Consider the following 15,732-nt stretch of genomic DNA (forward strand, 5'->3'; position numbering starts at 1 on the left):
TTCTGTAAGCCGGATCAAGGCAAGCCCTGATCCGGCTATTCCGAAAGTTATCCGCCCCCGTCCTCCTCCCCCAAATATCCTTCAGATGATGAGTGATCCTGCATTAGGCTATAGCAAGGTGATCAGATTTTCATCACAGGGGAATTATGATGTTAAATGCATGGCACCTGCCGGTGCCCCCATTTGTTAAACAAAGCAAAGATCAACTACTCATTACACTGTGGCTGACAGGCGAAGACCCACCGCAGCGGATTATGCTACGTACAGAAAACGATAACGAAGAAACGTCAGTACCGATGCATAAGCAGCGCAGTCAGCCCCAGCCTGGTGTCACGGCATGGCGGGCGGCCATCGATATTTCCATTGGGCAACCCCGGCGGCGCTATAGCTTCAAATTATTGTGGCACGATCGCCAGCGTTGGTTTACACCGCAGGGCTTCAGCCGAATGCCGCCAGCACGACTGGAGCAGTTTGCCGTCGATGTCCCGGATATCGGCCCACAATGGGCTGCGGATCAGATTTTTTATCAGATCTTCCCTGATCGTTTCGCCCGTAGTCTTCCTCGCGAAGCTGAACAGGATCATGTTTATTACCATCACGCAGCCGGACAAGAGATCATATTGCGTGACTGGGATGAACCGGTCACGGCGCAGGCGGGTGGATCAACGTTCTATGGCGGCGATCTTGACGGTATCAGCGAAAAACTGCCGTATCTGAAAAAGCTCGGCGTGACGGCGCTGTATCTTAATCCGGTGTTTAAAGCCCCCAGCGTACACAAATACGATACCGAGGATTATCGCCATGTCGATCCGCAGTTTGGCGGCGATGGGGCGTTGCTGCGTTTACGACACAATACACAGCAGATGGGAATGCGGCTGGTGCTGGACGGTGTGTTTAACCACAGTGGCGATTCCCATGCCTGGTTTGACCGACATAATCGGGGGACAGGTGGCGCTTGTCACAACCCCGAATCGCCCTGGCGTGACTGGTACTCATTTAGCGATGATGGCACGGCGCTCGACTGGCTGGGCTATGCCAGCCTGCCGAAGCTGGATTATCAATCGGAAAGTCTGGTGAATGAAATTTATCGCGGGGAAGACAGCATTGTCCGCCACTGGCTGAAAGCGCCGTGGAATATGGACGGCTGGCGGCTGGATGTGGTGCATATGCTGGGGGAAGCGGGTGGGGCGCGCAATAATTTGCAGCACGTTGCTGGGATCACCGAAGCGGCGAAAGAAACTCAGCCGGAAGCGTATATTGTCGGAGAGCATTTTGGCGATGCACGGCAATGGTTACAGGCCGATGTGGAAGATGCCGCCATGAACTATCGCGGCTTCACATTCCCGTTGTGGGGATTTCTCGCCAACACCGATATCTCTTATGATCCGCAGCAAATTGACGCCCAAACCTGTATGGCCTGGATGGATAATTACCGCGCAGGGCTTTCTCATCAACAGCAATTACGTATGTTTAATCAGCTCGATAGCCACGATACTGCGCGATTTAAAACGCTGCTCGGTCGGGATATTGCGCGCCTGCCGCTGGCGGTGGTCTGGTTGTTCACCTGGCCTGGTGTACCGTGCATTTATTACGGTGATGAAGTGGGACTGGATGGTAAAAACGATCCGTTTTGCCGTAAACCGTTCCCCTGGCAGGTGGAAAAGCAGGATACGGCGTTATTCGCGCTGTACCAGCGAATGATTGCGCTGCGTAAGAAAAGTCAGGCGCTGTGTCGTGGCGGCTGTCAGGTGCTATATGCGGAAGATAACGTGGTGGTATTTGGCCGCGTGCTGAATCAGCAGCGTGTGCTGGTGGCAATCAACCGTGGAGAAGCCTGTGAAGTAGTGCTACCCGCGTCACCGTTGCTTAATGTTGCGCAATGGCAACGCAAAGAAGGCCATGGGCAACTGACAGACGGGATTCTGGCTTTGCCTGCCATTTCGGCTACGGTATGGATGAACTAAAGCATCTGTTTTATTTGTTACGTCGTTAGTCATCAGCCCTGACACTACGCAGCGAAAAAGCTGCACAATGTCAGGGCTGAGTTTGTTAAATATTTGTCCCGATCGATATGAGCGATTTTTGGTATTCTTTGCCCATGAGGTTATGTACAACCTGCTCCAGGATAACCCTGTAGTGGAGCAAAGATATGACAATTTCAAATTCGAATTTATTGAAACCGTTTATTACTGGTACTGAGTTGCCACCTTTTAAAGAGGATGTCTTTTCTAAAACAGAAGAACAATTTAAAAAAAGCCCCCATGGCAAATTGCTTTTCATTTCCGGAAATGAAAACTTAGTAAACATTTCAGCGGAAAAAATCGATGAAATAAAAAATAGCAAAAGTTTCTTTTCAAACGTTGTAAATATAATAATTTTACTAATTAAGCATCCTGATAAAATTCTGGCCATTCTTCATGGTTGCCCTGCAGAGTCCATCGAAGTCATTAAGAATGCGAAACGAACGGGGCAATGGTCATATGAGATGACTGATAAGTACGGGCAGAGTATTGAAGTGTCCTATATTTTCACTGATACCATAGATGATAAATCTGATGGAAAATTATGCTTAAAAATCTGTAACTCCTGCAACCAAAATGATTCTAGTACACATGAATATAAAATAGATCATCAACAGTTGAAAAATCACATAAGGCAACTTGAGGAGTGGGCCCTTCTTGAAAAGTTTTATGATAACAACGCTTATTATTCTAAACGTACAAAACAATTAGAGAAGAAAATTGCCGATGCGGGGTTTATAACAGGGAAGGTTAATGCCGATAACTTTAATGTAAAAGAGTTTAAAGACGATATAGCCTCGATGCTTTGTGAACAGCCCCCCATGCGTACACACCAGATTTCTTCATCCGGATACTTATCTGCCGATAAAGTGCCCGATCTCTATAAGACAAATTTGAAAGACGCGCAGAGAGATCTGAAAACAACACCGGTTGACATCGATGGTGTTAGTCTAAAATCAAAAACTCGGGAAAAAATTGCGGAAGTAATTGAGAAAAAAACTGAGGAAGAAAATGCGAAACAAAATGCGAAGACCATTGAGGAGAAGAATATCGAAAAAAACAAGAAAGAAACAAATCCTGAGGATAATTTTGTCTTAAAATTCTCACAGGAAGAAATCAATGAGATGCTCCTGGATTACAGCGATGAAGAACAAAACAAATTAAGACCTTTTTTCACTAGTGATCACATGTATTGTTTATTTGATGCTTTTAGTCAGGGTTTGCATAATGTTGCTCGTGATGGCAGTCCACGGTATGCAGGTTTACTACATCAAATAGCATCCAACTCTGAGATATTACAAGATTTTGATCAACAATTGTTCTGGCGCACGTTTACAGGAGGGGTCTTCCATCGACGTATCTCTGTGAACAGCGAGCCAGAAAAGACAGATGTATGGCGATTCAGTGCACAATTTGATTTTCCACATATAAATGAAAACGGAGATTTGTCCAGAACGGTACTCATGTTCGAGGGGGTTGCTGAAAGCAACTTTAAAGATATCGCCAATCATTCCAGCGAATGTTTTTCTTACAGCTGTTATGCCGCCCCGCTGGATGCGAATGCTAAAAAATAGTGACGCTGGAGCTTGAAGTTTCAGAGCGCCTTGCGTGACGCCTGCGCCATCATCCGCGGATAAAACTGCCAGAAGCGGGTTTCCAGAGCGTCGTAATGGGCGTCTAAATCGTACCAGGAGTCACGCAGGGCATCCAGACGTGGGCGACGGCTTGCCATGCCGTTTAACACGTTCTGGATGAAATCCATATCGCGATAGCGAACCAGCCATTGCTCAGACCATAAGTAATTGTTCAGATTGATAAAGCGTGGCGGTGAGTCTGGAAGAATAGTCATCACTTGCTCCCGGGCATAACAGGTAAATTCCTGTAGCGGAAAGTCCGGTGATAGCTGCGACCAGTGGCGTGAAAGAAAGTGATCCCACATGACATCCAGCGTAATAGGCGCAACGCGGCGGGTTTCACGACGAAACCACTCCCTTGCTTCGCGGACTTCCGGCAGATTATCGGTCAGTACGTCGATACGGCGATGCATATGAATGCCAGCCACGACGTCGGGAGGAAAATTTTCTTCAGGATTTCCGCGTACGAAATCAGCCAGTAAATTGCCGGAAAGCGAGCTTTCCGCGAGATGGGCTAGATGCAGGTGAGCTAAAAAATTCATCGATTATATTCTATCCAAAGGGGGGTAAAGGTTGCAGGGAGAGCGCCCCGGCACTAGACTACCCGCCTCTTATTTTAGTCTGAGTCAGTGTCATGCGCGTTACCGATTTCTCCTTTGAATTACCCGAATCCCTGATTGCCCACTATCCAATGCCTGAACGCAGTAGCTGTCGTTTACTGTCGCTGGACGGGCCGACGGGCGCGCTGACGCACGGTACTTTCACCGATTTACTCGATAAGCTCAACCCCGGCGATCTTCTGGTTTTTAATAATACCCGCGTGATCCCGGCGCGCCTGTTTGGGCGTAAAGCCAGCGGCGGCAAGATTGAAGTGCTGGTCGAGCGTATGCTCGACGACAAACGCATTCTTGCGCATATTCGCGCCTCGAAAGCGCCAAAACCGGGCGCAGAGCTGCTGCTGGGCGATGACGAAAGTATCAACGCAACAATGACCGCTCGCTACGGCGCACTGTTTGAAGTCGAATTTAATGATGATCGTTCTGTACTGGATATCCTCAACAGTATCGGCCACATGCCACTGCCGCCGTACATCGACCGTCCGGACGAAGATGCAGACCGCGAACTTTATCAAACAGTTTATAGTGAAAAACCGGGCGCGGTAGCGGCCCCGACTGCCGGGCTGCATTTTGACGAACCTTTGCTGGAAAAATTGCGCGCCAAAGGCGTGGAGATGGCGTTCGTAACTCTGCACGTTGGTGCGGGTACTTTCCAGCCGGTGCGCGTCGACACCATTGAAGATCACATCATGCACTCAGAATACGCTGAAGTGCCGCAGGATGTGGTAGACGCGGTACTGGCAGCAAAAGCGCGCGGCAATCGGGTGATTGCGGTTGGCACCACCTCGGTACGTTCGCTGGAAAGCGCGGCCCAGGCGGCGAAAAACGATCTCATTGAACCGTTCTTTGACGATACCCAAATCTTTATCTATCCGGGCTTCCAGTACAAAGTGGTCGATGCGCTGGTGACGAACTTCCACTTGCCAGAGTCGACACTGATTATGCTGGTTTCGGCCTTTGCCGGTTATCAACACACCATGAATGCCTATAAAGCGGCGGTAGAAGAGAAATATCGCTTTTTTAGTTACGGTGATGCGATGTTTATCACGTACAATCCGCAGGCAATTAATGAGCGCGTCGGGGAGTAATTCCGCGGCGCTGGTTTAAACGTTGGACTGTTTTTCTGACGTAGTGGAGAAAAAATGAAATTTGAACTGGACACTACCGACGGTCGCGCACGCCGTGGCCGCCTGGTCTTTGATCGTGGCGTAGTGGAAACGCCTTGTTTTATGCCTGTTGGCACCTACGGCACCGTAAAAGGGATGACGCCGGAAGAAGTTGAAGCCACTGGCGCACAAATTATTCTCGGTAACACTTTCCACCTGTGGCTGCGCCCGGGTCAGGAAATCATGAAACTGCATGGCGATCTGCACGATTTTATGCAGTGGAAAGGACCTATCCTTACCGACTCCGGCGGCTTCCAGGTCTTCAGCCTTGGCGATATTCGTAAAATCACCGAACAGGGCGTTCACTTCCGTAACCCGATCAACGGCGATCCGATTTTCCTCGACCCGGAAAAGTCGATGGAGATTCAGTACGATCTTGGTTCAGATATCGTCATGATCTTTGATGAGTGTACGCCGTATCCTGCTGACTGGGATTACGCAAAACGCTCGATGGAGATGTCTCTGCGTTGGGCGAAGCGTAGCCGTGAGCGTTTTGATAGTCTCGGTAACAAAAATGCGCTGTTTGGTATCATTCAGGGCAGCGTTTACGAAGATTTACGTGATATTTCTGTTAAAGGTCTGGTAGATATCGGTTTTGATGGCTACGCTGTCGGCGGTCTGGCTGTGGGTGAGCCGAAAGCAGATATGCACCGCATTCTGGAGCATGTGTGTCCGCAAATTCCGGCAGACAAACCGCGTTACCTGATGGGCGTTGGTAAACCGGAAGATCTGGTTGAAGGCGTACGTCGCGGTATCGATATGTTTGACTGCGTAATGCCAACCCGCAACGCCCGAAATGGTCATCTGTTCGTGACCGATGGCGTGGTGAAAATCCGCAATGCGAAGTATAAGAGCGATACTGGCCCACTCGATCCTGAGTGTGATTGCTACACCTGTCGCAATTATTCACGCGCTTACTTGCATCATCTCGACCGTTGCAACGAAATATTAGGCGCGCGACTCAATACCATTCATAACCTTCGTTACTACCAGCGTTTGATGGCGGGTTTACGCAAGGCTATTGAAGAGGGTAAATTAGAGAGCTTCGTAACTGATTTTTACCAGCGTCAGGGGCGAGAAGTACCACCTTTGAACGTTGATTAATATTAATAATGAGGGAAATTTAATGAGCTTTTTTATTTCTGATGCGGTAGCGGCAACGGGTGCACCGGCGCAAGGTAGCCCGATGTCTTTGATTTTGATGCTGGTGGTATTCGGTCTGATTTTCTATTTCATGATCCTGCGTCCACAGCAGAAGCGCACCAAAGAACACAAAAAGCTGATGGACTCCATTGCCAAAGGTGATGAAGTTCTGACGAACGGTGGCCTGGTCGGTCGCGTAACCAAAGTAGCGGAAAACGGCTACATTGCTATCGCACTGAATGACACCACTGAAGTAGTTATTAAACGTGACTTCGTAGCTGCCGTTCTGCCGAAAGGCACCATGAAGGCGCTGTAATTAAAATTTTTCCCTAAGGGAATTGCCGTGTTAAACCGTTATCCTTTGTGGAAGTACGTCATGCTGATCGTGGTGATTGTCATCGGTCTGCTGTATGCACTTCCCAACCTGTTTGGTGAGGATCCGGCTGTTCAGATCACTGGCGCGCGCGGAGTCGCCGCCAGTGAGCAAACGCTGATCCAGGTCCAGAAAACGTTACAAGAAGAAAAAATAACTGCTAAGTCTGTGGCACTGGAAGAGGGCGCTATTCTTGCGCGCTTCGACTCCACTGACACCCAACTGCGCGCTCGTGAAGCATTAATGGGCGTTATGGGTGACAAATACGTCGTGGCGCTTAACCTTGCCCCGGCAACGCCGCGCTGGCTGGCAGCTATTCATGCTGAGCCGATGAAGCTCGGTCTTGACCTGCGTGGCGGCGTTCACTTCTTGATGGAAGTGGATATGGACACCGCGCTTGGCAAACTTCAGGAACAAAATATCGATAGCTTGCGCAGTGACCTGCGCGAAAAGGGCATCCCGTATACCACCGTTCGTAAAGAAAACAACTACGGCCTGAGCATCACTTTCCGCGATGCTAAAGCTCGTGATGAAGCCATTGCGTATCTGAGCAAGCGTCATCCGGATCTGGTGATTAGCAGCCAGGGCAGCAATCAGCTGCGTGCGGTAATGAGCGATGCGCGTCTGAGTGAAGCGCGTGAATACGCGGTGCAACAGAACATCAACATCCTGCGTAACCGTGTAAACCAGCTTGGCGTGGCGGAGCCGGTGGTTCAGCGTCAGGGTGCTGACCGTATCGTTGTTGAGCTGCCTGGTATCCAGGACACCGCACGAGCGAAAGAGATTCTGGGTGCAACGGCAACGCTGGAATTCCGTCTGGTAAATACCAACGTTGACCAGGCCGCTGCTGCGTCTGGACGCGTACCGGGCGACTCTGAAGTGAAACAGACCCGCGAAGGTCAGCCTGTTGTGCTGTACAAACGCGTAATTCTGACCGGTGACCACATCACTGATTCCACTTCCAGCCAGGACGAATACAACCAACCGCAGGTTAACATCTCGCTCGATAGCGCTGGTGGTAACATCATGTCTAACTTCACCAAGGACAACATCGGCAAACCGATGGCGACCCTATTTGTGGAGTACAAAGACAGCGGTAAGAAAGATGCAAACGGTCGTGCGGTTCTGGTGAAACAGGAAGAGGTGATTAACATCGCTAATATTCAGTCTCGTCTGGGTAACAGTTTCCGTATCACCGGTATCAATAACCCGAACGAAGCGCGCCAGCTTTCGCTGTTGCTGCGTGCCGGTGCGTTGATCGCGCCAATTCAGATTGTTGAAGAACGTACCATTGGCCCAACCCTGGGTATGCAGAACATTGAACAGGGGCTGGAGGCTTGCCTTGCCGGTCTGCTGGTTTCTATTCTGTTTATGATCATCTTCTATAAGAAATTTGGTCTGATTGCGACCAGTGCTCTGATTGCGAACTTGATCTTGATTGTCGGCATTATGTCGCTGTTGCCAGGTGCAACGCTGAGTATGCCGGGTATCGCGGGTATTGTCTTAACCCTTGCGGTGGCGGTCGATGCGAACGTACTGATCAACGAACGTATTAAAGAAGAGTTGAGCAACGGGCGTACTGTTCAGCAGGCAATAGATGAAGGTTATCGTGGCGCATTCAGTTCCATTTTCGATGCGAACATCACCACGCTGATTAAAGTCATCATCCTGTACGCAGTGGGTACCGGGGCAATTAAAGGGTTCGCGATTACTACCGGTATCGGTGTGGCGACGTCGATGTTTACCGCGATTGTCGGTACGCGTGCCATCGTAAACCTGCTATATGGCGGCAAGCGCGTCAAGAAGCTGTCAATCTGAGGAGTGCGATGTGGCACAGGAATATACTGTTGAACAACTAAACCACGGCCGTAAAGTCTATGACTTTATGCGCTGGGACTACTGGGCTTTCGGCATCTCTGGTCTGCTGTTAATCGCCGCTATCGTTATTATGGGCGTGCGCGGCTTTAACTGGGGGCTGGATTTCACCGGTGGTACGGTTATCGAAATTACGCTCGAAAAACCGGCTGAAATCGATGTGATGCGTGATGCATTGCAGAAAGCGGGCTTTGAAGAGCCGATGCTGCAAAACTTTGGTAGCAGCCACGACATCATGGTCCGTATGCCGCCTGCTGAAGGCGAAACCGGCGGTCAAGTGCTGGGCAGCCAGGTTCTGAAGGTGATTAACGAATCCACCAATCAGAATGCGGCAGTGAAGCGTATTGAGTTCGTCGGTCCGAGCGTGGGGGCAGACCTTGCGCAAACCGGTGCGATGGCGCTGATGGCAGCGCTGCTGTCTATCCTCGTGTATGTAGGTTTCCGCTTTGAGTGGCGACTGGCTGCAGGGGTCGTTATTGCGCTGGCGCACGACGTGATCATTACGTTGGGTATTTTGTCGTTATTCCACATCGAGATTGACCTGACCATTGTGGCATCACTGATGTCGGTCATCGGTTACTCGCTTAACGACAGTATCGTGGTTTCGGACCGTATTCGTGAAAACTTCCGCAAGATCCGTCGCGGTACACCTTACGAAATCTTTAACGTGTCCTTGACCCAGACGCTGCACCGTACCTTGATCACATCCGGTACTACCTTGATGGTTATCCTGATGCTGTACCTCTTCGGTGGTCCGGTGCTGGAAGGCTTCTCGCTGACTATGCTGATTGGTGTGACTATCGGTACTGCATCTTCTATCTACGTAGCATCGGCGCTGGCCCTGAAATTGGGTATGAAGCGCGAACACATGTTACAGCAGAAAGTGGAGAAAGAAGGGGCGGATCAGCCGTCAATTCTGCCTTAATCCAGTTTCAGCTGATGTTGAAAATCCCGGTCAGAAGATCGGGATTTTTTTTGATGTAAGGTGATTGCGAAAACCTTCGCATCTTGGGAAACTGCGGCTAACCCTACATTTCATCCAGGTAACTTCTCATGGCTATCATCCCAAAAAATTATGCGCGGTTAGAAAGCGGCTATCGCGAAAAAGCGTTAAAACTCTATCCGTGGGTCTGCGGTCGCTGTTCCCGCGAGTTTGTCTATTCCAACCTGCGTGAACTTACTGTTCACCACATTGATCACGACCATACCAATAACCCGGAAGATGGCAGTAACTGGGAATTGTTGTGTCTCTATTGCCATGATCATGAGCATTCGAAATATACCGAAGCGGATCAGTATGGTACGACCGTTATCGCAGGGGAAGATGCGCAGAAAGATGTCGGTGAAGCGAAGTACAACCCATTCGCTGATTTAAAAGCGATGATGAATAAGAAGAAGTGATAAAAAAATGACGGATACAAAATCCGTTATTTGAGCTTTATGACAAACGCAAAATTGCCTGATGCGCTACGCTTATCAGGCCTTGTATTATCCCTCCTGTGCAGAGAAAATCGGCCAGTTTTCTCTGCCTGCAGTCCGCATGCCGTATCGGGCCTTAGGTTTTCAACCTGTTGCGTAGATTTATGCAGCGGACTGCCTTTCTCCCAAAGTGATAAACCGGACAGTATCATGGACCGGTTTTCCCGGTAATCCGTATTTGCAAGGTTGGTTTCACTATGGAACATGAACTTCATTATATCGGTATCGACACCGCTAAAGAGAAACTGGATGTCGATGTGTTGCGTCCTGATGGTCGTCATCGCACCAAAAAATTCGCTAACACCACTAAAGGGCACGATGAGCTGGTGAGCTGGCTGAAAGGTCACAAGATTGACCATGCGCATATCTGCATCGAAGCGACCGGCACCTATATGGAACCTGTCGCAGAGTGCCTTTACGATGCAGGCTACATAGTGTCAGTCATTAATCCTGCGTTGGGTAAAGCTTTCGCTCAGAGTGAAGGACTGCGTAACAAGACTGATACCGTGGATGCGCGCATGCTGGCAGAGTTCTGTCGTCAGAAGCGCCCTGCAGCCTGGGAAGCGCCTCACCCGCTTGAACGCGCGTTGCGTGCCCTGGTAGTACGCCACCAGGCGCTGACAGATATGCACACGCAGGAACTGAACCGCACTGAAACGGCGCGGGAAGTCCAGAGACCGAGCATTGATGCTCACCTTCTGTGGCTTGAAGCAGAGCTGAAGCGTCTTGAGAAGCAGATAAAAGACCTGACAGACGATGATCCGGATATGAAACACCGCAGGAAACTGCTGGAAAGTATCCCGGGTATCGGAGAGAAAACATCTGCGGTATTACTGGCTTATATCGGTCTGAAGGACCGCTTCGCCCATGCCAGACAGTTCGCCGCTTTTGCGGGTCTGACACCACGGCGTTATGAATCAGGCAGTAGTGTGAGAGGGGCAAGCCGGTTGAGTAAAGCCGGACATGTGTCGCTTCGCAGGGCGTTGTATATGCCTGCAATGGTAGCCACCAGTAAGACTGAGTGGGGACGGGCGTTCCGCGACCGTCTGGCGGCTAATGGCAAGAAAGGAAAGGTGATTCTCGGCGCGATGATGCGCAAGCTGGCACAGGTGGCGTATGGCGTGCTGAAGTCAGGGGTCCCGTTCGATGCGTCACGGCATAATCCGGTAGCTGCGTAAAAATCGCGGAAGGGATGAAAAAAACAGCGCCTGACGGCGCTGTGTCTGGCATGCCTGCAATCTGGGAAACCGGGGTAGAAAAAAACTTGCAGGCCATAACAGTATCTACGCGGATCGAGCAATGTATTGAGTTCGCACGATTTTGTAGGCTGAATAAGGCGTTTACGCCGCATCCGGCATGAACAAAGCGCACGTTGTTAACAATCTGAAATGCCGGATACAAGATCCGGCATTTCATTCATCAGAAGTTGTAACCTACTACCAGGTAACCACCCCAGCCGGTAGAGCGAACGTTGAAGTTGCCGTTGCCGAAGTTCAGTTCTGCATCGTCGTTCCACTGACCACCGTCGTGCCAGTAACGAGCTACGACAGAGTAGTGCCAGTGATCGTAGTTCAGAGCCAGAATATGGCTGGAAGCGATGGAGTTATTGGTACGGGTCTTAATACCGTTGATTGCGTTACCGCTGTCATCCCCTAAATCGGAACCCCAGTCGAAGTTGGTGAAGCCGATGTAGCTCAGCTGACCACCCCACAGATCGGTAATCGGCACAAAGTATTTAATTTTGAAACGGTAACCGTCCCACTCGTTTTCATTCGCTGCGCCATAGTTCTGCCACTGGTATTTTGCATAGACGTTCATGGACAGGCTCATCGGCAGGCCAGTATCGATATCGGTACCCAGACCCATGTACCAGGTGCTCTGGCGACCATCTTTATTACGACCCATGTCGTAAATGTAGTTGTTCGCGAAGTACCACTCTTTGAACGGACCAAAGCTAAGGTCAGTATTGGTCAGCTTGTCGATGGAGAAACGTGGTTCGATTTCCATAAACAGCGGGGAACCGTGGTTCCAGATACCTTTTGCATCGGAGTTACCGCCGAAGAATACCGGCGCATCCGCATACCCATAGAAGTCGAACCAGTCTTTTTTAGCGAATGCTTCGTACTCAAGGTAGGTATCGTTGCGGATCTGCGGTCCGAAACGGGTGTGATAGCTTCCGACAACGTTAACGCTCTGGTGCCACCAGTCGGAAAGATACTGCGGTTTGTCGTTTTCAGCTGCGTTGACAGTAAAAGACGAAGAGAGCGCCAGTACCGCACCGGCTGCCAGTAATGTTTTTTTCATATGTATGCCACTGTTTGAAAATCCCTTGCGGGAGTGAAAAAGGCGCAAATTGCGTTTCTAAATATTTCGTATACAGAGGAGCCTATTATAAAAATCATTGCTCACAAAAATATGTTTCGTTTCACAGTTCTATCATTTACGTAATCGATTGCGTTCACGTTTACACACATTCGGGCGGGGATTGTACTGACTTTCACCCTTGTTGCAAACTTTTACTATCAATCTGGGTGATGTAAGCAGAGTAACAAAATGACGGGGAAAGATGTTGCGGGACGCACAAAACGCCCCGCGATACGTTTACTGCATAACAGGTTGAATGTCGTGGATACGTACAAAGCCTAACTGATCCACAGAAATACCCTTTAACTGTAACGGAATATCAACATCGCTGGGGGCGAGGACGCTGGCAGGGGCGTTAATCAATTGATTCTGCACATTGATTTCCTGAAAGTTGTCTATTGTTCCCTGAATTTGCCCATATTCAACAGTTCCGCTGAATGCGGGCAAGGGATCATTCGACTCGCCCTGAATACGTAGCGTCAGGGTGGTGCCATCTGTATCAGGCGTAATATTCACCAGCGACATACGTAAAGTACCGATCTGGCTTTCCAGTCTTGCTGGTGTTTTCGCTCCAGGCAGAAGGTAAACCCCACTGCTGGATTTTGCATTCAGCCTGTTTTGCTGAGTGATTTTGACCGTTTCTTTATTGAGTTGCGTCATCTCCTGGTTCAGTGTGCTGACGCTGTGTTTCATCTGCCGCACTTCGCTTTGCTGCACACAGGCGCTAAGGCTGAACAGGCTTCCCAGCAGGAGCAGTCGAAAAACGTTTGTATTCATAGGTCGTCCCTTTCTCGTCGCAATTTGCCTAATGGTAGAGGGTAAAAGCAGCGAAAGCATCGATCCTTTATCTCAAAAGCGTTGCGCCTTTGTTGTATCGTCAGTTCAGGGTAAAATAGATTTCTGTTAACCACCTGGTCAGGACGCCGTATGCATTGCCCATTCTGTTTCGCCGTGGACACTAAGGTAATTGACTCTCGTCTCGTAGGCGAGGGCTCATCCGTACGCCGCCGTCGGCAGTGTCTGGTGTGTAATGAACGTTTCACCACCTTTGAAGTGGCGGAGCTGGTTATGCCACGTGTTGTAAAAAGCAATGACGTGCGTGAACCGTTTAATGAAGAGAAATTACGTAGCGGAATGCTGCGGGCGCTGGAAAAACGTCCGGTGAGTTCCGATGACGTCGAAATGGCAATCAATCATATTAAATCGCAGCTGCGCGCCACCGGTGAGCGTGAAGTGCCGAGCAAGATGATTGGCAATCTGGTGATGGAGCAATTGAAAAAGCTCGATAAAGTCGCCTATATCCGTTTTGCCTCTGTCTATCGCAGTTTCGAAGATATCAAAGAATTTGGCGAAGAGATCGCGCGCCTGGAGGACTAAGCCGTGCAGGACGAGTATTACATGGCGCGGGCGCTAAAGCTGGCGCAACGAGGACGTTTTACCACTCATCCCAACCCGAATGTCGGGTGCGTCATTGTAAAAGATGGCGAAATCGTCGGTGAAGGTTACCATCAGCGAGCGGGTGAACCGCATGCCGAGGTACACGCGTTGCGCATGGCTGGCGAAAAAGCCAAAGGTGCCACGGCGTATGTCACACTCGAACCTTGTAGTCATCATGGTCGTACGCCGCCATGTTGCGATGCGTTGATTGCTGCGGGGGTCACGCGCGTGGTTGCCGCGATGCAGGATCCTAACCCGCAGGTCGCTGGGCGTGGACTTTATCGTTTGCAACAGGCTGGCATTGACGTCAGCCACGGCCTGATGATGAGTGAAGCCGAGCAATTGAATAAAGGCTTTCTCAAGCGCATGCGCACCGGCTTTCCTTATATCCAGTTAAAACTTGGCGCGTCGCTAGATGGCCGCACAGCGATGGCGAGCGGTGAGAGCCAGTGGATCACGTCTCCTCAGGCGCGACGCGATGTACAACGTCTGCGTGCGCAAAGTCATGCCATTTTAACCAGCAGCGCAACAGTCATGGCGGACGATCCAGCCTTAACGGTGCGTTGGTCTGAACTGGATGAACAAACTCAGGCGCTCTATCCGCAACAAAATCTCCGCCAGCCAGTACGTATTGTGATTGATAGCCAAAATCGCGTGACGCCGGAACACCGTATTGTGCAGCAGTCTGGCGAAACCTGGTTCGCGCGTACGCAGGAAGATTCTCGCGAGTGGCCGGAAACGGTGCGAACCTTGCTGATTCCAGAGCATAAAGGTCATCTGGATCTGGTTGTATTGATGATGCAACTGGGTAAACAGCAGATTAATAGCATCTGGGTGGAAGCTGGGCCAACGCTCGCTGGCGCATTGCTACAGGCGGGCTTAGTCGATGAGCTGATTGTCTATATCGCACCTAAACTATTAGGCAGTGACGCCCGCGGATTATGTACGTTGCCGGGGCTTGAGAAATTAGCCGACGTCCCCCAATTTAAATTCAAAGAGATACGTCATGTAGGCCCGGATGTTTGCCTGCATTTAGTGGGTGCATGATCTCCCGGCTCGAAAGGGAAGCAGCGCACGAAATATTATGCTAAAATCCGCCCCCCTGCGGGGCCATACTCGAACCCGAAGGAAGAAAATGAACATTATTGAAGCTAACGTTGCTACCCCGGACGCTCGCGTCGCCATCACCATTGCGCGTTTCAACAACTTTATCAATGACAGCCTGCTGGAAGGTGCAATTGACGCACTGAAACGTATCGGTCAGGTAAAAGATGAAAACATTACCGTTGTTTGGGTGCCTGGTGCCTATGAGCTGCCGCTGGCGGCGGGTGCACTGGCTAAAACCGGTAAATATGACGCGGTGATTGCGCTGGGTACGGTTATTCGTGGTGGCACTGCCCACTTTGAATATGTCGCTGGTGGTGCAAGCAACGGCCTGGCGCATGTTGCCCAGGACAGCGAAATTCCGGTTGCTTTTGGTGTTCTGACCACTGAAAGCATTGAACAAGCGATCGAACGTGCTGGCACTAAAGCTGGCAACAAAGGTGCAGAAGCTGCACTGACCGCGCTTGAAATGATTAATGTATTGAAAGCCATCAAGGCCTGAAATTAGTAAGGGGAAAT

Annotated in this window: 15 protein-coding genes; 12 read left to right on the plus strand and 3 right to left on the minus strand. The window is 50.1% G+C overall.

Annotation, left to right across the window (positions count from 1 at the left end; all coding sequences use genetic code 11):
* The first annotated feature begins 146 nt into the window (after window positions 1–146).
* Window positions 147–1,964 (plus strand): maltodextrin glucosidase, encoded by a 1,818-nt coding sequence (gene malZ / locus QUF14_RS02320; protein ID WP_038812861.1) that lies wholly within the window; start codon window positions 147–149, stop codon window positions 1,962–1,964.
* A 185-nt stretch (window positions 1,965–2,149) separates the two neighbouring features.
* The gene (locus QUF14_RS02325; RefSeq protein ID WP_000155937.1) at window positions 2,150–3,595 is read left to right on the plus strand and encodes a hypothetical protein; all 1,446 of its coding nucleotides are present in this window, start codon (window positions 2,150–2,152) and stop codon (window positions 3,593–3,595) included.
* Between the two features lie 20 nt (window positions 3,596–3,615).
* Here QUF14_RS02325 and acpH read toward each other — a convergent pair whose 3' ends face one another.
* Window positions 3,616–4,197 (minus strand): ACP phosphodiesterase, encoded by a 582-nt coding sequence (gene acpH / locus QUF14_RS02330; protein WP_001009863.1) that lies wholly within the window; start codon window positions 4,195–4,197, stop codon window positions 3,616–3,618.
* A gap of 92 nt (window positions 4,198–4,289) precedes the next feature.
* Between acpH and queA the strand changes: the two genes are divergently transcribed.
* The 7 genes from queA (at window position 4,290) to QUF14_RS02365 (ending at window position 11,486) form a co-directional block, all read left to right on the plus strand.
* Window positions 4,290–5,360 (plus strand): tRNA preQ1(34) S-adenosylmethionine ribosyltransferase-isomerase QueA, encoded by a 1,071-nt coding sequence (queA, locus tag QUF14_RS02335; RefSeq protein WP_100733721.1) that lies wholly within the window; start codon window positions 4,290–4,292, stop codon window positions 5,358–5,360.
* 54 nt (window positions 5,361–5,414) lie between these two features.
* Window positions 5,415–6,542 (plus strand): tRNA guanosine(34) transglycosylase Tgt, encoded by a 1,128-nt coding sequence (gene tgt, locus QUF14_RS02340; RefSeq protein WP_000667319.1) that lies wholly within the window; start codon window positions 5,415–5,417, stop codon window positions 6,540–6,542.
* Between the two features lie 22 nt (window positions 6,543–6,564).
* Window positions 6,565–6,897 carry a preprotein translocase subunit YajC gene (gene yajC / locus QUF14_RS02345; protein ID WP_000007629.1) on the plus strand — a complete coding sequence of 111 codons (333 nt, stop codon included), beginning with the start codon at window positions 6,565–6,567 and terminating at the stop codon, window positions 6,895–6,897.
* Window positions 6,898–6,924: 27 nt separating this feature from the next.
* A complete protein-coding gene (secD, locus tag QUF14_RS02350; protein WP_000934822.1) occupies window positions 6,925–8,772 on the plus strand; it encodes a protein translocase subunit SecD in 1,848 nt (615 codons plus the stop codon).
* Window positions 8,773–8,782: 10 nt separating this feature from the next.
* The gene (gene secF / locus QUF14_RS02355; protein ID WP_000046638.1) at window positions 8,783–9,754 is read left to right on the plus strand and encodes a protein translocase subunit SecF; all 972 of its coding nucleotides are present in this window, start codon (window positions 8,783–8,785) and stop codon (window positions 9,752–9,754) included.
* A 128-nt stretch (window positions 9,755–9,882) separates the two neighbouring features.
* On the plus strand, window positions 9,883–10,230 hold the full coding sequence (gene yajD / locus QUF14_RS02360) for an HNH nuclease YajD (RefSeq protein WP_000974823.1): 348 nt from the start codon (window positions 9,883–9,885) through the stop codon (window positions 10,228–10,230).
* A 275-nt stretch (window positions 10,231–10,505) separates the two neighbouring features.
* On the plus strand, window positions 10,506–11,486 hold the full coding sequence (locus tag QUF14_RS02365; RefSeq protein WP_000399629.1) for an IS110-like element IS621 family transposase: 981 nt from the start codon (window positions 10,506–10,508) through the stop codon (window positions 11,484–11,486).
* Between the two features lie 241 nt (window positions 11,487–11,727).
* Here the strand turns inward: QUF14_RS02365 and tsx are convergent, their stop codons facing one another.
* Both tsx and QUF14_RS02375 read right to left on the minus strand, forming a co-directional pair.
* Window positions 11,728–12,612: a nucleoside-specific channel-forming protein Tsx gene (gene tsx, locus QUF14_RS02370; protein ID WP_001295328.1), complete on the minus strand. Its 885-nt coding sequence runs from the start codon at window positions 12,610–12,612 to the stop codon at window positions 11,728–11,730.
* Between the two features lie 297 nt (window positions 12,613–12,909).
* Window positions 12,910–13,449, minus strand: coding sequence for a SadB/YajI family lipoprotein (locus QUF14_RS02375; RefSeq protein ID WP_001314529.1), 540 nt, complete (start codon window positions 13,447–13,449; stop codon window positions 12,910–12,912).
* 150 nt (window positions 13,450–13,599) lie between these two features.
* On the opposite strand from QUF14_RS02375, the gene nrdR reads away from it, so the two are divergent.
* The 3 genes from nrdR to ribH all read left to right on the plus strand — a co-directional run bounded on the left by nrdR (window position 13,600) and on the right by ribH (window position 15,715).
* Window positions 13,600–14,049 (plus strand): transcriptional regulator NrdR, encoded by a 450-nt coding sequence (nrdR, locus tag QUF14_RS02380; RefSeq protein WP_000543535.1) that lies wholly within the window; start codon window positions 13,600–13,602, stop codon window positions 14,047–14,049.
* A 3-nt stretch (window positions 14,050–14,052) separates the two neighbouring features.
* Complete coding sequence (gene ribD, locus QUF14_RS02385) at window positions 14,053–15,156, plus strand: bifunctional diaminohydroxyphosphoribosylaminopyrimidine deaminase/5-amino-6-(5-phosphoribosylamino)uracil reductase RibD (RefSeq protein WP_088541921.1); 1,104 nt, start codon at window positions 14,053–14,055, stop codon at window positions 15,154–15,156.
* An 88-nt stretch (window positions 15,157–15,244) separates the two neighbouring features.
* The gene (gene ribH / locus QUF14_RS02390) at window positions 15,245–15,715 is read left to right on the plus strand and encodes a 6,7-dimethyl-8-ribityllumazine synthase (protein WP_001021161.1); all 471 of its coding nucleotides are present in this window, start codon (window positions 15,245–15,247) and stop codon (window positions 15,713–15,715) included.
* Window positions 15,716–15,732 lie beyond the last annotated feature (17 nt).

It is taken from the genome of Escherichia sp. HH091_1A, from assembly GCF_030295175.1.
In the GTDB taxonomy this organism is placed as follows: Bacteria; Pseudomonadota; Gammaproteobacteria; order Enterobacterales; family Enterobacteriaceae; genus Escherichia; species Escherichia coli_F.